Annotated in this window: 16 protein-coding genes; 11 read left to right on the top strand and 5 right to left on the bottom strand. The window is 43.4% G+C overall.

The genetic code is table 11. From position 1 onward, the window contains the following. Window positions 1–410 precede the first annotated feature (410 nt). Window positions 411–2150: a proline--tRNA ligase gene (locus MHH57_RS11310; protein WP_342435096.1), complete on the top strand. Its 1740-nt coding sequence runs from the start codon at window positions 411–413 to the stop codon at window positions 2148–2150. On the opposite strand, the gene MHH57_RS11315 is transcribed toward MHH57_RS11310, so the two are convergent. Further along, entirely contained in the window at window positions 2147–2911 is a 765-nt protein-coding gene (locus tag MHH57_RS11315) for a fused MFS/spermidine synthase (protein WP_080658550.1), read from the bottom strand. The genes MHH57_RS11310 and MHH57_RS11315 overlap by 4 nt on opposite strands. 218 nt (window positions 2912–3129) lie before the next feature. On the opposite strand from MHH57_RS11315, the gene MHH57_RS11320 reads away from it, so the two are divergent. Further along, entirely contained in the window at window positions 3130–3849 is a 720-nt protein-coding gene (locus MHH57_RS11320; protein WP_013310214.1) for a YebC/PmpR family DNA-binding transcriptional regulator, read from the top strand. Between the two features lie 128 nt (window positions 3850–3977). Here MHH57_RS11320 and MHH57_RS11325 read toward each other — a convergent pair. From MHH57_RS11325 to MHH57_RS11340, 4 genes are all read right to left on the bottom strand, one after another. Continuing rightward, window positions 3978–5338 (bottom strand): IS1182 family transposase gene (locus MHH57_RS11325; RefSeq protein WP_342434813.1). Its coding sequence is split into 2 segments (ribosomal slippage): window positions 3978–4768 and window positions 4768–5338, totalling 1362 coding nucleotides; the frame shifts between segments, so codons are not numbered across the junction. Between the two features lie 117 nt (window positions 5339–5455). Continuing rightward, complete coding sequence (locus MHH57_RS11330; protein ID WP_342435171.1) at window positions 5456–6682, bottom strand: oxalate decarboxylase family bicupin; 1227 nt, start codon at window positions 6680–6682, stop codon at window positions 5456–5458. Between the two features lie 86 nt (window positions 6683–6768). Next, window positions 6769–7248 (bottom strand): Cys-tRNA(Pro) deacylase, encoded by a 480-nt coding sequence (gene ybaK / locus MHH57_RS11335; RefSeq protein WP_069011189.1) that lies wholly within the window; start codon window positions 7246–7248, stop codon window positions 6769–6771. Window positions 7249–7265: 17 nt separating this feature from the next. After that, the gene (locus MHH57_RS11340) at window positions 7266–7601 is read right to left on the bottom strand and encodes a ribosomal protein L7/L12 (RefSeq protein ID WP_069011188.1); all 336 of its coding nucleotides are present in this window, start codon (window positions 7599–7601) and stop codon (window positions 7266–7268) included. A gap of 314 nt (window positions 7602–7915) precedes the next feature. Between MHH57_RS11340 and MHH57_RS11345 the strand changes: the two genes are divergently transcribed. From MHH57_RS11345 to MHH57_RS11385, 9 genes are all read left to right on the top strand, one after another. Then, a complete protein-coding gene (locus MHH57_RS11345; protein ID WP_080658555.1) occupies window positions 7916–8824 on the top strand; it encodes an ROK family protein in 909 nt (302 codons plus the stop codon). A gap of 35 nt (window positions 8825–8859) precedes the next feature. Beyond that, complete coding sequence (locus tag MHH57_RS11350; protein WP_029515109.1) at window positions 8860–9468, top strand: DUF1349 domain-containing protein; 609 nt, start codon at window positions 8860–8862, stop codon at window positions 9466–9468. 211 nt (window positions 9469–9679) lie between these two features. Continuing rightward, complete coding sequence (locus MHH57_RS11355) at window positions 9680–11095, top strand: glycoside hydrolase family 1 protein (protein ID WP_029515108.1); 1416 nt, start codon at window positions 9680–9682, stop codon at window positions 11093–11095. A gap of 231 nt (window positions 11096–11326) precedes the next feature. Beyond that, window positions 11327–11707, top strand: a complete 381-nt coding sequence (locus MHH57_RS11360) for a VOC family protein (RefSeq protein WP_029515106.1) — start codon at window positions 11327–11329, stop codon at window positions 11705–11707. Between the two features lie 355 nt (window positions 11708–12062). Then, a complete protein-coding gene (yfcE, locus tag MHH57_RS11365; RefSeq protein ID WP_029515104.1) occupies window positions 12063–12614 on the top strand; it encodes a phosphodiesterase in 552 nt (183 codons plus the stop codon). A gap of 118 nt (window positions 12615–12732) precedes the next feature. Continuing rightward, window positions 12733–13764 carry an agmatine deiminase family protein gene (locus MHH57_RS11370; protein ID WP_342435097.1) on the top strand — a complete coding sequence of 344 codons (1032 nt, stop codon included), beginning with the start codon at window positions 12733–12735 and terminating at the stop codon, window positions 13762–13764. Between the two features lie 29 nt (window positions 13765–13793). Beyond that, window positions 13794–14669, top strand: a complete 876-nt coding sequence (gene aguB / locus MHH57_RS11375; RefSeq protein ID WP_029515101.1) for an N-carbamoylputrescine amidase — start codon at window positions 13794–13796, stop codon at window positions 14667–14669. 141 nt (window positions 14670–14810) lie between these two features. Then, window positions 14811–15341, top strand: a complete 531-nt coding sequence (locus MHH57_RS11380) for a hypothetical protein (RefSeq protein WP_342435098.1) — start codon at window positions 14811–14813, stop codon at window positions 15339–15341. Between the two features lie 286 nt (window positions 15342–15627). Next, the gene (locus tag MHH57_RS11385) at window positions 15628–17649 is read left to right on the top strand and encodes an NAD(P)/FAD-dependent oxidoreductase (protein WP_342435099.1); all 2022 of its coding nucleotides are present in this window, start codon (window positions 15628–15630) and stop codon (window positions 17647–17649) included. Window positions 17650–17717 lie beyond the last annotated feature (68 nt).

The raw sequence follows: 17717 nt of genomic DNA on the forward strand, positions 1-17717 counted from the left end.
TGATGGACAGACTGATCTATTCTATGCGGCCCTTACAGGCAGAGCAGGGTAACGAGTTTCTTGCTGTGTTGCAGAAGATTATCTCCTTGACTAGAAATTACATTTCGTGTAAAGTGGTGAAAATTGAAATATATAGGAATAGTGTAGACCAAGGATCAAAGGTTCAATACTCGCTGTACAGAGAAGAAACTCATGGGCTGAAAGGTTTCTCGCCGCGAATGAACGTTTCCCTGCCTTGCGAGCTGTAGCGGTTTGTATGATAAACCGTTACCGGCTAGACGCCGTAATCTAATGAAGGACCGTTCCGTGTATGGCTACGGTCAAATGAAGGGTGGTACCACGACACATTCGTCCCTGACGGATGTGTCTTTTTGCGTACATTTTATCGTCCAACAAGGAGGAAGCTACACATGCGCCAAAGCCAATTATTACTGACAACCTTGCGTGAAGCACCCGCAGAAGCTGAAGTGATCAGTCATCAGCTTATGCTGCGGGGAGGATTTATCCGCCAACTGGCGGCTGGAATGTACACCTATATGCCCCTGGGCAGACGGGTGCTCAGAAAAGTAGAGCAAATCGTACGGGATGAAATGGATCGCGTAGGGGCTGGGGAGCTGCTGATGCCTGTATTGCAGCCAACGGAGCTGTGGCAAGAATCAGGAAGATACGATGTTTATGGTCCTGAGTTGATGCGTTTGCAAGATCGGCATGGTCGGGAGTTTGCTTTGGGGCCTACACATGAAGAGGTCATTACGTCTTTAATACGAAATGAAGTGAATTCTTATCGCAAATTGCCTGTAACGTTGTATCAAATTCAAACCAAATTTCGGGATGAACGACGTCCGCGATTTGGCCTGCTTCGCAGTAGAGAATTTTTGATGAAGGATGCCTATTCGTTTGATGCACATTGGGAAGGACTAGATCATACCTATTCGACCATGTTCCAGGCATATCATCGCATTTTCACTCGCTGTGGTCTAAACTTTCGTGCAGTAGAAGCAGATGCGGGTGCCATTGGTGGCGAAGGTGAAACCCATGAATTTATGGCTCTAGCTGATATTGGAGAGGACACCATTGTAGCATGTACCTGCTGTGAATATGCAGCTAATCTTGAAAAAGCCGTGGCGCGATCGACGGGAAAAATAGAAATATCTCCTGTCTCATATAAAAATGAACAAGTCAGCCCTCCTTCTTTTGATACAGCTAAAATGGAAAAATTCCATACTCCAGGCCTGTGTACAATAGATCAACTGGTTGAATCGCTTCACATAGAGCCCAAAGAAATCATCAAAACACTGATTTATATGGCTGACGATCAACCTATTGCTGTAGTTGTTAGGGGGGATCATGAGGTTAACGAAGTGAAAATTAAACATATTTTAGGTAGTGGAAAATTCGAAATAGCAAGTACAAACATCGTGTCAAAGGCGACTGGAACCCCCTCGGGGTTCATAGGCCCATGCGGATTGACAATCCCTGTGTGGGTGGATTACGCCGTTGTCCAAATGTCCAGCGGTATCGCAGGCGCGAACGAGCTGGATTACCATTATCGACATGTGAACCCAAGGCGCGATATAGATCTTCGGCATGTGGCTGACTTGCGCAATGTCATAGAAGGGGATAGATGTCCTCGATGTGACGAAGGGGAATTGAAACTTCATCGTGGAATTGAGATCGGACACGTATTTAAATTGGGCACCAAATATAGTGAGAAGCTGGGTGCGACCTTTCTGGATGCGTCTGGAGCTGAGCAAGCGATGATTATGGGCTGCTATGGCATTGGCTTATCCCGGATCCTTTCTGCCATTGTAGAGCAAAATCACGATCAGAACGGAATGATATGGCCTTATGCACTAGCCCCGTTTCAAGTTCATATTATTCCGATTTCTGTGAAAGACAGGCTTCAGATGCAAATAGCCGAGAAATTACACAACCAGCTGCAGGATCGCGGTGTGGAGGTGCTGCTGGATGATCGGGAGGAACGGCCTGGGGTTAAATTCAAAGACTCCGATTTAGTAGGTATTCCCGTGCGCATCATCGTAGGTAAAGATGCCGAACACGGGAAAGTAGAGTTAGTGGAACGAAAAAGCTGCAACAAAGAGACGATTCGTATTGAAGATGTAGAGAGACGAATATTGGAACTACACTAAGCATCTATATCCCGTAGAATATGGCCTTCTCCGAGTGTAATCTCATGAAAGTCCGCCATCTGACGTGCCTGAAACCGGATTGGCTTGTCCCGACCTATCATAATGATATTTTGAACGTCGGCAGCGCCTTCCGAGGGGAGCGAGAAAGTTGAGACATAGGCAAATTCTTCACGTAACGTTGTATGAATGGCATTGATCAAATGGTCGTGTTCACTTTTGCCCATTAAATTCATGATCAGGGAGCCTTCGGAATCCAGCTTTTCTTTGGCCATCTTGAAAAATTCCCAGGATACTAAATGCAAGGGCGTACCCAGCTCCGTGAAGGCGTCCAAAATAACATAGTCATAAGCATCCGGCGCTTCCTTCTCCAGAAGGCGTCGTCCATCGCCAACAGTCACATTATCCTGATCGTATCCAAAGAATGTTCGGCTGAACTCTACAACTTGTGCATCCAGCTCGGCAATCTTAAAACGTTTATCTGTAAAATGACCCGCTATTGTACCTATACCGTGCCCGATAACAAATACATCTTCAAATGATGGATCGTTCAGCTCCATAAGATGGATAATTGCTCTCGGATATTCGAACAAAATGCGTTGTGGATGATTCAAGTCCACCGCGCCTTGGACGGCTGTATTTGAAAACTGCATCACCCGAAATAATCCCTTTTCACCATACAGCTCGGTGGTTTCGTATACTGTGATTTCATGATTATGGCTCAACTTTTTGTACAAGACATCCAAGTGAATGATCTCCTTCAAGTCAGACTTCCTCTTCATCTTAGACATGGATAGGGAGATTGTCCATAGATGAGGAGAAATGAAAGTACACATTTTCAAGCATCCCTAATTAGGTAGAATTGTTTATTTTTCCATAACAGAGTTGTTTAAACTTGTTCGTATGTCCTTTAGGAGATATAATATACAAGGATATAATGAAGTTCGTTGTGTATATTCATATAGGAAGAGAGCGGGATATTATGGGACGTAAGTGGAATAACATTAAAGAAAAGAAGGCATCCAAGGATGCTAATACGAGTCGTATATATGCTAAATTTGGCGTGGAAATTTATGTGGCAGCCAAACAAGGCGAACCTGATCCTGAATCCAATCGGGTACTAAGAGTAGTTCTAGAACGTGCAAAAACGTACAATGTACCCAAAGCAATCATTGACCGTGCTATTGAAAAAGCAAAAGGTGCTGGCGATGAAAACTACGTAGAGCTTCGTTATGAAGGTTTCGGACCGAACGGTTCCATGGTCATTGTAGATGCGCTGACCAATAACGTTAACCGTACAGCATCGGATGTGCGTTCTGCTTTTACTAAAAATGGTGGTAGCCTGGGCGTGAGCGGATCTGTAGCCTACATGTTTGATTCAACAGCAGTTATTGGTCTGGTGGGTAAAACCGCAGATGAAGTGCTGGAGCTACTGATGGAGGCAGATGTAGAGGTACGTGACATCATTGAAGAAGATGAAGCCGTCATCGTATATGCAGAGCCTGATCAATTCCATGCTGTGCAGGAAGCTTTCAAACAAGCAGGAGTAACTGAGTTTACCGTTGCGGAGCTCACCATGCTTGCCCAAAATGATATTTCTCTTCCAGAAGATGCACAGGTTCAATTCGATAAATTGATTGATGCATTAGAAGATTTGGAGGATGTTCAGCAGGTTTACCACAATGTAGACTCTGAGGAATAGTCTTTGTTAATTAGTTTGTAAAAACACCGTATTTAGATACGGTCAGATTGTCGAGAAACCCCGTCATTTTGAGACGTGGGTTTCTTTTTCACATCATAATGCTCTGGTCTCTGGAGAAGCAGGGGGGGTTACCCCTGTTTCTCCAGGCGAGCTAGGTGGATCGCCATCTTCTTCATGTTCTGCACGGCTGCCGTCATAAGGGCTTGTTCCCTGACGTTTGGAAGACCGCGCAAACGGCAATAGCGAAACCCATGGAGCTCTTTGGCATCCGCGAAGCTTCGCTCAATCGTCTCTTTTCGTTTGCGGTACAGCTTTTTACCAGATGGGCTCAGCCGGTTGCTCCGTACCCACTCTTTGCTGTCTTCCCAGACATGCCGAGTCACCACTTTGCGGTGGTTTCGAGACTGGGTACACTGACTTAGCAGTGGGCAATGCTGGCACTGAGCTGGGTCAGAGGCATACTGCCGGTATCCCTTACGGTCCGTCGTTCGGTAGGGCAGTTCCTGTTGGGCTGGGCATCTATACGCATTGCGTTTGGCATCGTATTCAAACTTCCATTTCGGAAACAGTCCTTGTCTGGGATGGAATCTTCGGTGAGCAATCACGGCAAAAATCTTTCGGTTCTGCAACCCTCGGCAAATCGGCGTTGTTAAATAACCTGAATCTAGTGCAACAGCTTCTACTTGAAAACCAAAACGTTCTCTTTGGCGATCCAAACGGGACAAATAGGGGACAGAATCATGTACATTCCCTGGTGTCACATGCACGTCCGTAATCAGATTGTACTTCATATCCACCGTGCGGTGGTCCAGATAGAAGAAGCCTTCGGGCTTGCCATCACGGATCATATAGCCGCTGTCCGGGTCTGTTTTGCTCACTTTAATTTCTTTTTCTTCGTTCACTTCCTCTCGGGATTTTAAGGCTTTTTTCCGTGGTTTCTCCGGTCATCCTTCACCGCTTCGTTCAGCTCGTCCATATAGTCTTTAGTATTCTGCAACACTTGTTCTTTGGTGTACTGGTGCCTGTTAGCATTGGCTTTGACGTGTGTGGAATCGGTGACGAGAACACGCCCACCCACCATTCGGTGAGAGATCGCCTGCAGCACAATTTCATCGAAGATATCTTGAAAGATCGTGGTGTCTTTAAAGCGAGTGCGACGATTCCAGCTCATCGTCGTATGGTCCGGAACTTTATCCGTTAAGCCCAACCCCAGAAACCAACGATAAGCTAGGTTCGTCTGAATTTCTCGCTCGAGTTGCCGTTCTGAGCGAATGCCATAGAAATAACCGAGAAAGATCATTTTAAACAATACGGTAGGATCAATGGCAGGACGCCCGTTGTCTGCACAATACAGTGGTCGAACTTTATCATCGATAAACGAAAAATCGATATACTTATCTACTTTGCGGAGCAAGTGATCTTGAGGAACCAGATCTTCGATGGAAACAAATTCGTAGGATTGTTGTTTTTCGCGGTTGGAGCGTAGCATATCAACACCATCCGTTCTACAATAGTTACCTATATTATACAACATTAACGCGGTGTCGTCTTAAACAAAATTAACATAAAATAGGCTGTCGAGACTTTCTCGACAGCCTGACCGTATTTAGATACGGTGTTTTTTTGTATAGTAATCATCGGACCTCTTATGGTTAGGGTCATAAGAATAACTGGGATATTTGACAACGGGCCATTTTACCTTTCGTAAATTTGAGATCACATCAGTACCTACATGTAAATTACTCTGAATCAGTTCTGTAGGCGTAAGGGCCATCCATTGATTCAAGGAAACATCTGCAAAACGGTCACTTTTAAACATTTCAAGAAACCAAAGTGTGCTGGAGCCTGTATTTTGAATGTAATGACCGTAAGCAAAAGGCACATATCCAACATCTCCGGCTCTAAAATCAAACGTACGGGCTGCACCATTACCGCCAAAGACAGTCATCCGTCCTTGCCCGGCAAGATAGTATTGCCATTCGTCATTATTAGGATGCCAGTGCATTTCTCGCATGGCGCCGGGCTCAATCTCAACAAGAGCAGCTGCAATGGTTTTGGAAATCGGAAAATTGGAGGAGTCGACGATTCGTACGCTTCCGCCCGGCGTTTTGATTGGGGGCTGGGCTAGTAATTCATGCTTGAAGGACTGAGGTATCGTACCATAGGGAGAGGAAACCGCTTGGCTTTGAAGAGAACCGGGAACGGAATCCTGATAGATATATACTTGGTCTTGAGGAATTGCTGCAAAATCAGCTTCTGGTACACCAAAATTTGCAGAAAGTACGTCTTTGGGAGTATGTGCGAACCAATCGGAGATGGATAGGGTGTTCAGATCGGAGAAACTACCATCATCAAAAACCAGCAAAAATTCGCACCCATCCTCAAGTCCCTGTATAGAGTGCGGAATGCCAGGAGGGAAATACCAGAGATCTCCGGGACCCACATCAGCAATAAAATTACGTCCATTTTGGTCTACTGCCGTAATGCGAGCACTTCCCAACAGCATATATGACCATTCCGCTTGCTGATGCCAGTGAAGCTCACGTACACCACCCGGTGTCAAACTCATATTCACCCCGGCAAGGGTTGTAGCAATAGGTAATTCCCTTACCGTTACTTCTCTTGACCACCCACCGTGATTAAGCTGCATATGGGCATCAGAAAAAGAAAATCTCATATTTGGAATGAGACCATTGTCCGTTACGGGGGGAACCAGCATATCGGGATTCTGTAGATCCCTCATCACATCACGTGGACCCTTGTCGATGCCCCCAGCACCATCACATCTGATGGGTTGGGGGATTCTTGCATTTTTAGGGCAATCATTATGCATCATTAAATCTTCCTCTCCAGGTTGAAGCTTGATGAAGTATGGGATAAGAAAATACGCATAAAGATTTTATGATCATGTAGTGAGTTTTATGCTGTATGCGTTAGATCTGTAAACTGAGCCTGAATGATTTGAGCTAAATCGTGCGGACTTAACTCCAGTTGGGTCCCAATTTTCCCACCGCTTACAACGATGGCTTCCAGTTCCAATGCAGGCTGGTCGATAAAAGTGGGGTAGAGCTTTTTCATTCCAATGGGGGAGCAGCCACCGCGAATATATCCCGTAAACTTTTGCAAATCCTTAACTGGAAGCATTTCAATTTTTTTCTCTCCCGCGGATTTGGCTGCTTTTTTGAGATCAAGCTCTTTATGTACAGGAATTACAAAAACAAACAGATTTTGTTTGCTGTGTGCAACCAAAGTTTTGAAAACTATCTCCGGGGCTCTATCGATTTTCTCAGCCACATTCATACCGTCTATTTTTCCATCTTGATGATCATAACTCAAAATATTGTATTGTATATGTTGCCCGTCCAATATGCGCATGGCGTTTGTTTTGCTGGCACTCATCTTATTTCTTCCTTTCTTTAGAGTTTTTCCAAGTGATCCACATAATCCTTTGCATCCTTAAGGGAAAGATCCTTAGCCGTTCTCAGTTCTTTTATGGCTTGAATCTTTTTTCCTTCCCTAATGAGCAGGAGCAACCTTTCATTGATATCTTCTGAAGCTCCTGCATCTAGAATATGTGGAGGAGAGGCAGGGATGGTGCCTGACAGCGATGTTCCTTGTATTCCTGAACGATTTTCTAGACGCTCCACGTCGGATTTCAAGTCATTAAGCCGAGATTGAAGGCTGTAGACCTTAATTAAAAGTATGACGGAGAGGAGCAATGCGATGATTGCTATATACTCAATAGCTGACAACAGAATTCCCCCCTATTTAAGTGACTTTCAACGCAGAAATGCTGCACTAAAAATTTATTTCTTATTTATAGTATAGCATGATGATAGAGGAGAAGAGGAAAAGGCGTACAAATTGACTTTTTACAGGCAGAGCGTTATATTACAACTTATTATAAACCTTTTAATAAATACTGGAAAAGGAGTGTATTCAAATACAACCAGTCTCCAATAACACCATTCGGGTTAAACAAATTAATGTAGAGTTAGTTAAAAACACACTGAAATCCAAGGAATATGCAACCAAGTCATCGATAGCCAGTATCACAGGTCTTAGTGTGGCAACCTGCGGAAATATTCTGAATGAGCTTCTTCAAACCGGGGAAGTATTAGAGACGGAATTGGAAGAGTCGAACGGCGGACGTCCGGCTAGACGTTACAAATATAACGCTGATTATTCTTATATTATCTGTTTAAATGTGAAAACGGAAGGCGGTATACATTCTCTTACTTATGCTGTTGCTAATTTGCTTGGTGATATCATCATCGAGAATACTTCCATTGTGCCTCATATTGATTATGAGGTCATAGAAACCAAAATTGGAGAGCTGATTAATAACTATGGAAACGTCAAAGCCATTGGAATTGGCATCCCCGGGGTTGTTCATCAAGGAATTATCGATGTTTGTGATCTCGACCTGCTCATAGGAGTCCCTGTAGGTCCACAGCTTCAAGATAAATACGGATTAGAAGTTACCATTGAAAATGATATGCATTTAACAGTCTACGGATTTTATAACATGCAGAATTATGATGAGGATAAAACCTTTGCTATTGTTACGTTTCCAAAAGACAATTTCCCCGGAGCGGGTTTTATTGTCGATGGACATTTGTTAAAAGGAAATACCAAATTTGCGGGGGAAGTTTCCTTCTTACCTTTTGATTTAACAAGAGAGGAACAGCTTAAACAGTTAAATAGCACAGAGGGATTTGTTCCTCTGGCGATCCAAACGATAACTTCCATTATTGCAATTATAGACCCTGTATCTATCGCTTTGACTGGAGAGTTATCCAAGCCGAATCTGTTGGACGATATTTATAACGGCTGTCTAAAAGATGTACCCAAAGAACATATGCCCGAAATTTTTGTGAAAAACGATACTCATGATGAATACATGTTTGGGTTGATTTCAGTGACCCTTGAAAGTCTGACGTACAATTTGCAATTGGTGGAGAAAAGGAAATAGGGCATCGTTCAATAAAGCATGAGAGGATGAGATTAATGAATCAAAAATCGATTGCATGGACTACAGGGACATGGACTAATCATCCTGTATCATCCATAGAAGAAGACCAGTTCCTTAAAGTTGAAACCAGAGAAGGAAGCGACTACTGGGAAAAAACTTTGTATGGGTTTGAACGCAGTAGCGGACATTCCCTGCTTACAGACTGGGAAGAAGGCTCTGCCATCGAAGTCACGTTTCAATTAGGCTCATTTACGGAGCTTTACGATCAGGCCGGTATAATGCTGTATCAAGGACAACAAAAGTGGATTAAAGCCGGAATCGAATTAAATGACGGAATTCCTCAACTGGCAGTCGTAGTCACAGATGGCTATTCCGATTGGTCATTAGCTCCTGTACCCGATTGGGTAGGGAAAAATGTCACGATCCGTGCTTCACAACTACAGGACGCGGTTATCATTAGAGCCCGAACCGAAAATCAAAGCTGGCGCACTGTACGTGTAGCACGTTTTCCTTATGAAACGGGACAACAGGCAGGTCCTTTTGCCTGCGCGCCGACTCGAGCCGGCTTTCAGGTTATCTTTACACGCTGGGTAAGTACTGAACCAGATAGAGATATTCATGTAGATCCGCCATTTGAAGAATAGTCATTTTACTCAATAATAGAAGAGTTATAAATATGGGAGTAATTATTGGAGATAATACTGTGATAAGTTCTGGATGTTTTTAAAATAAAACTTGACATGAAACGCGTTACAAACCTTAAGATTCAATTAGAAGTACTTTATAACACATTTGCATAAGGGTAACGTGTTTCTATCCTAGTTAATAAAAAACATCAGCAAAGGCGGAGAAAATATGAGTACACAGTTTCCAAAAGATTTCCTGTGGGGCGGAGCAGTTGCTGCTAATCAGCTCGAAGGCGCTTATCAAGAAGATGGAAAAGGCTGGTCCATTCAGGATGTAACTCCTCGTGGTGGTTGGGGGCCCGTTACGGATGTACCCACAGAAGATAACATGAAATTGATCGGTATTGATTTTTATCATCATTATAAAGAAGATATCAAACTCTTCGCGGAAATGGGTTTCAAAGTATTCCGTACTTCTATCGCATGGTCACGTATTTTCCCTAAAGGTGACGAACTGGAGCCTAACGAAAAAGGCTTGCAATTTTATGATGATTTGTTTGATGAACTTCACAAATATGGAATTGAGCCACTCGTTACACTATCTCACTATGAAACACCTTTACATTTGTCCAGAGAATACGATGGTTGGGTAAACCGTAAGCTTGTTGATTTTTATGAGCGCTATGCTACAACTGTATTTAATCGCTACAAAGATAAAGTTAAATACTGGTTGACTTTCAATGAAATCAACTCCATTCTTGAAGCACCATTCATGAGTGGAGGAATTAGCACACCAAAAGATCAACTTAGTGAGCAAGATCTTTATCAAGCTATTCACCATGAGCTTGTAGCGAGTGCAAGAGCGGTAAAAATCGGTCATCAGATCAACCCTGATTTCAAAATTGGCTGTATGGTGCTGAGTATGCCTACTTATCCGCTGACACCAAATCCAGACGATGTCATTGCTGCGATGGAATTTGATCACAGAAACATGGCATTTGCCGATATTCACGCAAGAGGTCAATACCCAGGTTACATGAAACGTTTCTTTAAAGAAAACGGAATTACTATTCACTTTGAACCAAGTGATGCCGAAGATTTGAAACATACCGTTGATTTTATCTCGTTCAGCTATTATATGAGTACTTGTGAGACAGCTGACGAAGCTAAAAAAGTCAAAGGTGAAGGTAATATCCTTGGTGGTGTCATCAATCCGCATCTTGAGGCAAGTGAGTGGGGCTGGCAAATTGATCCGCAAGGTTTACGTTATGTCCTGAACACGTTCTATGATCGCTTCCAAAAACCACTATTCATCGTTGAAAATGGTCTGGGCGCCGTTGATGAACTGATTACAAATGAAAAAGGCGAAAAAACGGTTGAAGATGACTACCGGATCAACTACCTGAATGATCATTTGGTTCAAGTTGGAGAAGCTATTGAGGACGGAGTAGAGGTTTTGGGCTATACGTCTTGGGGATGTATTGATCTTGTCAGCGCATCGACCGCTCAGCTTAAGAAACGTTATGGCTACATTTACGTAGATCGTCACGATGATGGCAGCGGTACACTTGAAAGATATCCGAAGAAATCGTTCCATTGGTATAAAGAAGTTATTGCTACGAATGGTGAAAGCTTGAAACGTTAATTTATAAATAATCCAGTGATTAATTATATATAAATGAAGGCTTATAGATAGCGACCGCTTTTTTTCTTTTACGAAGCGGTTGCTAATTTTTTAGGGGTGTTAGAATTGGACAAAAATTAATTACTAATATATATTAAGACTTATTAAAACGATAATAATAACTATACAGAAAATAGAGTCCAGTATAAATTAATGATTTTTAATGATGAGGGCTACAGAAGGAGGAAAATAATGAAGATTGAGCATGTAGCGATCTGGGTGAGAGACTTAGAAAAGATGAAGAGTTTTTACGAGCAATACTTTGATGGGAAATCTAATGATAAATATTATAATGCGACAAAAGGGTTTGAGTCCTATTTTATCACCTTTGAGGATGGAGCAAGGTTAGAGGTTATGCGTAAAACGGGAGTAGATCATTCTCCACAGATCAATATTACTGGCTGGGCTCATGTGGCATTTTCCGTTGGAAGTAAAGCACTGGTGAATGAAAAGACAGAGCAGCTTATGCATGCAGGATATGAAGTAGTGGGTCAGCCAAGATTGACAGGTGACGGCTATTATGAAAGCGTAATTAAAGATCCAGAAGGTAATTTGGTGGAAATTTCAATGTGAGTAGCTTTCCAGTTCTGAAGAGTGAGCATGTGGAATCCTACAATGAAGCTTTAAAAGAAGATCTGACTTCTGTATCTAAATAAGCGAAGCGAGGATGGATCGGTGGTAATGTGCCTTCTGGTGTGATTGCGGTTAAAAATCCCTTGCAAGGTTATCCGTAAAATCACCGAAGATGATAAGTACAAATATAAAAGGAATAACAATAAACTACAGTTCACTCGGAGCTGTAGTTTATTGTCTTAAAAAGAGTATGACCAAACGAAAGAACATTTTTGCACAGATTTGTTTAGGGAATAATGCAATAATGTGGTTAAGTGGAATATTTTTTAGCCTATTCAGAAAGGAAAGAATAATTATGAAATTGATGTTTATATCAGATATTCACGGCTCACTGCACTGGTTGCAATTGGCACTGGAAAAGTTCAGGGAGGAGAAAGCCGATCGTCTTGTCCTGCTCGGAGATTATATGTACCACGGACCACGTAATCCGTTACCAGAAGGGTATAATCCCGCAGAAGTGGCCGCACTGCTGAATAAGCACAAGTCCCATATTGCGGTTTCTGTGCGCGGAAATTGCGATGCAGAGGTGGATCAGATGCTGCTGGAGTTTCCTATGATGGGTGATTATGCTTTGCTATACCATGAAGGACGGAGAATCTATGTCACGCACGGACATGGCTTTAGTATCGGAAATTTACCACCACTAGAAGCGGGAGATGTGTTTATCCAGGGACATACTCATATTCCGGTAGCGGATGTGGAAAATGGGATCTTTATACTGAACCCCGGTTCGATCTCGCTGCCAAAAGAAAACTATCCATCCTCTTACGGTGTGCTGGAGGGTGCACAATTCACTGTGAAGGATTTTGATGGGAATACAGTGAAAGCAATCACGTTTTCAAAGTAATTTACTCCAATGTGAATGTAAATTATTGAAAGTTTTCCGCTTCGATTGAGACAAAGATCATATTATTGTATGATAGGAGCGGAGTCTACATTATGAAAAAGAAAGAGAGCTTCAATACATGCAAATTAAGGATTCACATTATAAGATGCCGCCTGAATGGGCGCCACATGAACGCACGTATATTTCTTGGCCTGTAAAATCTTCAATGGTTTACCCGGATATGCATGCTGATGTATGCAAGGGCTATGCCGGAATTGTACGCGCCATGGCGGAATTTGAACCAGTTACTGTGGTCGTAAATCCGGAAGATTTGGAGAGCGTTAAGGCGCTTGAACTTGGGGAACGGGTAGAACTGCTGTCGATTGAGCACAGCGATGCGTGGCTGCGTGATAACGGCCCTACTTTTCTCACAGACGAGCATGGTCAGTTGGCAGGTGTTAACTGGAAGTTTAACGCCTGGGGTGGCAAATACGCCCCATGGGACCTGGATGACCAGGTTGCACCGCAAATTTTGGACAAACTTAGAGTTCCACGGTTTGATGCACCGGTTGTGATGGAAGGCGGCTCACTGCACGTAGATGGCGAAGGTACACTGATTACAACCGAAGAGTGTTTGCTCAATTCCAACCGAAATCCGGAATTAAGCAGAGAAGAAATTGAACGGCATGTATGTGAGTATACAGGTGCCGAGAAGATAATATGGCTAAAACGTGGTCTTAGTGGCGACGAAACAGACGGTCATGTGGACAATATTGCTTGTTTTGCAGCTCCTGGCAAGGTCATTATGCAAGTGTGTGATGATCCTGAGGATGAAAATTACGAAATCACGCAGGAAAACCTGCGCATTCTGGAGCAAGCAACGGATGCCAAAGGCCGTAAGCTGGAAGTGATTCGAATCGGTCAGCCGCCGCGTGTGGATTATGAAGACAGCCGATTGACACTGAGTTATATTAACTTCTATTTTGTGAATGGCGGTATTATTTTGCCAGTGTTCGGCGGCACTGCCGCTGAGAGTGATCTTGCAGCTGAGCAAGTGCTGGCAAATGTATTCCCAGATCGCACCATTCGTACTGTAGACGGTATGGCGGTCATCCGTGAAGGCGGTAACGTGCACTGTACGACCCAGCAGATGCCTGCTGTAAAGCGTTGAACGATACAACATCTAAAAGGAGGACTAAAGTGAGAAAAGTAAAAGTTGCAGCAACTCAAATGAGCTGTTCTACCAATATCGAAGAAAATATTAGTAAAGCAGAGAAGTTAGTACGTGAAGCGGCTGCGCAGGGCGCACAAATTATTTTGCTACAGGAGTTGTTCGAGACTCCATATTTCTGCCAGAAGGAAAAGTCTGATTATTATTCATATGCCACTGAGCTGGAGCACAACAAAGCGGTTAACCATTTTAGGAAAATCGCCAAAGAATTACAGGTTGTGCTGCCAATCAGCTTCTATGAAAAGAAAAACTACGCGCGCTACAACAGTCTTGCCGTCATTGACGCAGACGGTGAAGTGTTAGGTAAATACCGCAAAAGCCACATCCCGGACGGTCCTGGGTATGAGGAAAAATTTTATTTTAATCCGGGCGATACCGGTTTTAAAGTATGGAATACACGTTATGCCAAAATTGGGGTAGGCGTGTGCTGGGACCAATGGTATCCTGAGGCGGCCCGCTGTATGGCGCTCATGGGCGCAGAACTTTTGTTCTATCCGACAGCTATTGGCTCGGAACCGCAGGATTCTGCCATTGATTCCAAGGATCACTGGCAGACTTGCATGCTGGGTCATGCGGCTTCCAACCTGATTCCAGTCATAGCTTCCAATCGGATCGGAACTGAAACGGACGAAGACTCCAGTATTACATTCTACGGTTCATCCTTTATTGCCGGACATCAAGGTAACAAGATCGCAGAAGCGGGTCGTACCGATGAAGAAGTGCTTACTGCTGAATTTGACCTGGATGAGCTGGAAGTAGGACGGATTGAATGGGGCATTTTCCGTGACCGTCGTCCTGAACTGTACAATATGATTGCCACCTATGATGGTGATTTAAAAGTATAATCTTGATACGGATAGACAAGTCTCCCTTGACGTCAAGCCGGGGTGTTTCCTTTCATTGGACTCACCCGGCTTTTCGGGCAGGGGATTTTTGGTTTCTGAATGGAGCACTTCTAGTGATGGATAGGAGGAAAGAAAACAGCAATGAGACATAAGGGGATAGACCAATCACTCGCACAGTTCTCAACTTCGACAGAAGAGGATCAAGAGTGGGAATACTCGAATGAAAGAGATATGGCTATTCTGGGCTTGTGGGACGAATACACACTATCTGCTCAGCGTTTATGTGAACGAATGGCTACCGAAACCCACCAATTCAGACCTTCTGAGTTTGATCCGTTCCCAACTCAGTTTGAATGGCTGGAACAGAAAGAAACAGACTTGATTATTGATGGAATATGGTCAGCTGATTTGCATGGTGATCATTGTCTGTTTATGAATATTGGGGAGCATCACCCAGAACGGCATACATCTATTGAGGCTTATATTTACGATACCCAGGTGATCGACGAAGGATTTTTCCTTAAATATCTGAATACCTCTCCTAAAGCCTCAGCCTACGCACCTTTATTCAGAAAAAATGGATATGCCACAATGTGTGGGCTGCTGGACAGATATGTTAGGAAAGGGATTTTGGAGCGTGTACCCAACGGTTTTAAAAGAACGGATCGGTAGGTGGATACCGGAATATAAGCATGTTTTTTCACACCAAAGGGACATTCCTCACAGGATTGTTCCTTTTTTATTTTATTTCTAACTCCAGTTAATCTATAGATTGAAACTATGATTTAGTACATAAAATAGCATTAGAATTTATGGATTAGATGATATAAAATCAAGTCATAAGGAATGATCGTACTCAATAACATCTCGATATTCCAAAAGTGAAATAAATCACATATGAGAATGCTTTAATGGAAGCTTGAACATGAAATTTGTACACTCGCAAGGAGGAAGAACAATGAACCACTATCCTGCTATCTTTGAACCTCTAACCATACGACGCATGACCTTGAAAAATCGGATTGTTATGCCCCCAATGGGAACTAACTTTGCTGCCATGGACGGAAGCTTTGTTCAGGATCATATTGACTATTACGTGCAACGGGCCAAAGGTGGTACCGGCTTGATAACAGTAGAAAATGTTTGTCTGGATTTCCCAATGGGTACAAACGGAACAACCCAGCTGCGTATGGATAACGATCAGTTTATTCCCGGACTGTTTAGATTAACAGAAGCCCTACACTCTTATGGAGCTTGTGTTTCTGTACAAATTAACCATGCGGGTGCTTCAGCTTATGCGGGACGACTGAACGGAATTCAGCCTGTATCTTCTTCCAATATTCCTTCTAAAAAGGGCGGAGCGATTCCAAGACCTTTGCAAAAAGAAGAAATTTACGCCATTGTGCGCAAATACGGAGAAGCAGCGGGAAGAGCGCAACGAGCAGGATTTGACTGTGTTGAAATTCATGCGGGACACTCCTACTTGCTGAGTCAGTTTCTTTCGCCGATGTATAATAAACGCACGGATGAATTTGGCGGCAGTGCAGAAAACCGTACCCGTTTTGCCAGATTAGTCATTGATGAAATTCGTTCAGTGGTAGGCCCATTCTTCCCTATTTGCTTACGTTTTAGCGCGGAAGAGTTCACAGAAGGTGGGAACACACTGGAAGATACACTCGAGTTATTGGAGTATCTTAATGATGAGGTAGATATTTTGAATGTTTCTGCTGCTCTGAATGATTCCATCCAGTTCCAGATTGACGGGATGAACCTGCCAGATGGTTGGCGCTCATATATGGCCAAAGCGGTAAAAGAAAAATTCGGGAAGGTAACGATGACCTCAGGTAATATTCGGAGCCCACAGGCTGCGCAGGATATTTTGGTGAGAGGTGACGCGGATCTTATGGCAATGGGTAGAGGCTTGATTGCAGAACCGAACTGGGTGCTTAAAGTGCAAAACGGCTACGAACATTTGCTTAGAAAATGTATCTCTTGCAACATTGGTTGTGCCGATCATCGTATCTCCAAAAGTAAACCGATTTGCTGTACGGTAAATCCGGATCTGTTCAAGGAAGCTGAATACCGGAAACAACGTGTTAAAAACAATGTTCAGGTTGTTGTGATCGGTGGGGGTACCGCTGGGATGGAAGCAGCATGTACGGCAGCCGAAGTAGGCTGCAAAGTAACCCTCTTTGAGGAGAAACCAGAGTTGGGCGGTTTGGCCCGTGATATTGCCCGCTTGCCAGACAAAACACGCATCAATGATTTCCCTGATTATCTGATTCAACGCACCAAACAGTTAACCAATCTGAACATTGTAACAGGGAGCCGAGCCGATTTGGCGATGATTAGTGCCCTGAATCCTGATATTATTGTCAATGCGACGGGGGCCATACCACTTCTTCCGCCTATTGCAGGTTTGCATGAGCAACTGGGCAAACCGGGGACAAAAGTGTTCTCCATCTTTGATCTTTTGCACAACATGGAGAAATTCCAGGAGTTTGAAGGTAAACGCATTGCTGTAGTTGGTGGCGGGGCTGTGGGACTGGATGTCGTCGAATATTACGCAGAGCGTGGAGCACAAGAGGTTTCCATTATTGAGATGATGCCGCTACTCGGTAAAGATCTGGATATGATTACCCGAATCTCCATGATGAAAATGGTAGAGGAGCGGGAAGTGAACGTCCATACGGAAACAGCTTTGACAGAAGTGTGTAGCGACCGTTTCAAAGTAAAGCATGGAGAACAGGAGTTTGAGATTCCTTTTGATCTTGGATTCGTATGCTTGGGTATGCGTTCATACAGTCCGCTGATGGACAGCTTGCTCGAATATGGTAAAAAACATCAAGTAGAAGTTATTAATATTGGGGATAGTAAACAAGCTCGTCGTATTATTGATGGTACACGTGAAGGTCGCAATATTCTCAAAACCATTCAACGGGTAGACGAATTTAAACATGAGTTTTCGTATTCTTACTGATTTTATAATATAAGTGATGGGTGTTCACGATGGCAACTCAGTGAATATTGAGGTTGAAGAGACAGCTT

Origin of the sequence: Paenibacillus sp. FSL H7-0442 (assembly GCF_038593105.1) — a bacterium.
Classification (GTDB): Bacteria; Bacillota; Bacilli; order Paenibacillales; family Paenibacillaceae; genus Paenibacillus; species Paenibacillus polymyxa_D.

What these genes read in the sequence shown, in the direction of transcription:
- MHH57_RS11310 (WP_342435096.1), top strand. Translation starts at nt 411, where the DNA reads ATGCGCCAAAGCCAATTATTACTGACAACCTTGCGTGAAGCACCCGCA.
- MHH57_RS11320 (WP_013310214.1), top strand. Translation starts at nt 3,130, where the DNA reads ATGGGACGTAAGTGGAATAACATTAAAGAAAAGAAGGCATCCAAGGAT.
- MHH57_RS11330 (WP_342435171.1), bottom strand. Translation starts at nt 6,682, where the DNA reads ATGCATAATGATTGCCCTAAAAATGCAAGAATCCCCCAACCCATCAGA.
- ybaK (WP_069011189.1), bottom strand. Translation starts at nt 7,248, where the DNA reads ATGAGTGCCAGCAAAACAAACGCCATGCGCATATTGGACGGGCAACAT.
- MHH57_RS11350 (WP_029515109.1), top strand. Translation starts at nt 8,860, where the DNA reads ATGAATCAAAAATCGATTGCATGGACTACAGGGACATGGACTAATCAT.
- MHH57_RS11355 (WP_029515108.1), top strand. Translation starts at nt 9,680, where the DNA reads ATGAGTACACAGTTTCCAAAAGATTTCCTGTGGGGCGGAGCAGTTGCT.
- MHH57_RS11360 (WP_029515106.1), top strand. Translation starts at nt 11,327, where the DNA reads ATGAAGATTGAGCATGTAGCGATCTGGGTGAGAGACTTAGAAAAGATG.
- yfcE (WP_029515104.1), top strand. Translation starts at nt 12,063, where the DNA reads ATGAAATTGATGTTTATATCAGATATTCACGGCTCACTGCACTGGTTG.
- MHH57_RS11370 (WP_342435097.1), top strand. Translation starts at nt 12,733, where the DNA reads ATGCAAATTAAGGATTCACATTATAAGATGCCGCCTGAATGGGCGCCA.
- MHH57_RS11380 (WP_342435098.1), top strand. Translation starts at nt 14,811, where the DNA reads ATGAGACATAAGGGGATAGACCAATCACTCGCACAGTTCTCAACTTCG.
- MHH57_RS11385 (WP_342435099.1), top strand. Translation starts at nt 15,628, where the DNA reads ATGAACCACTATCCTGCTATCTTTGAACCTCTAACCATACGACGCATG.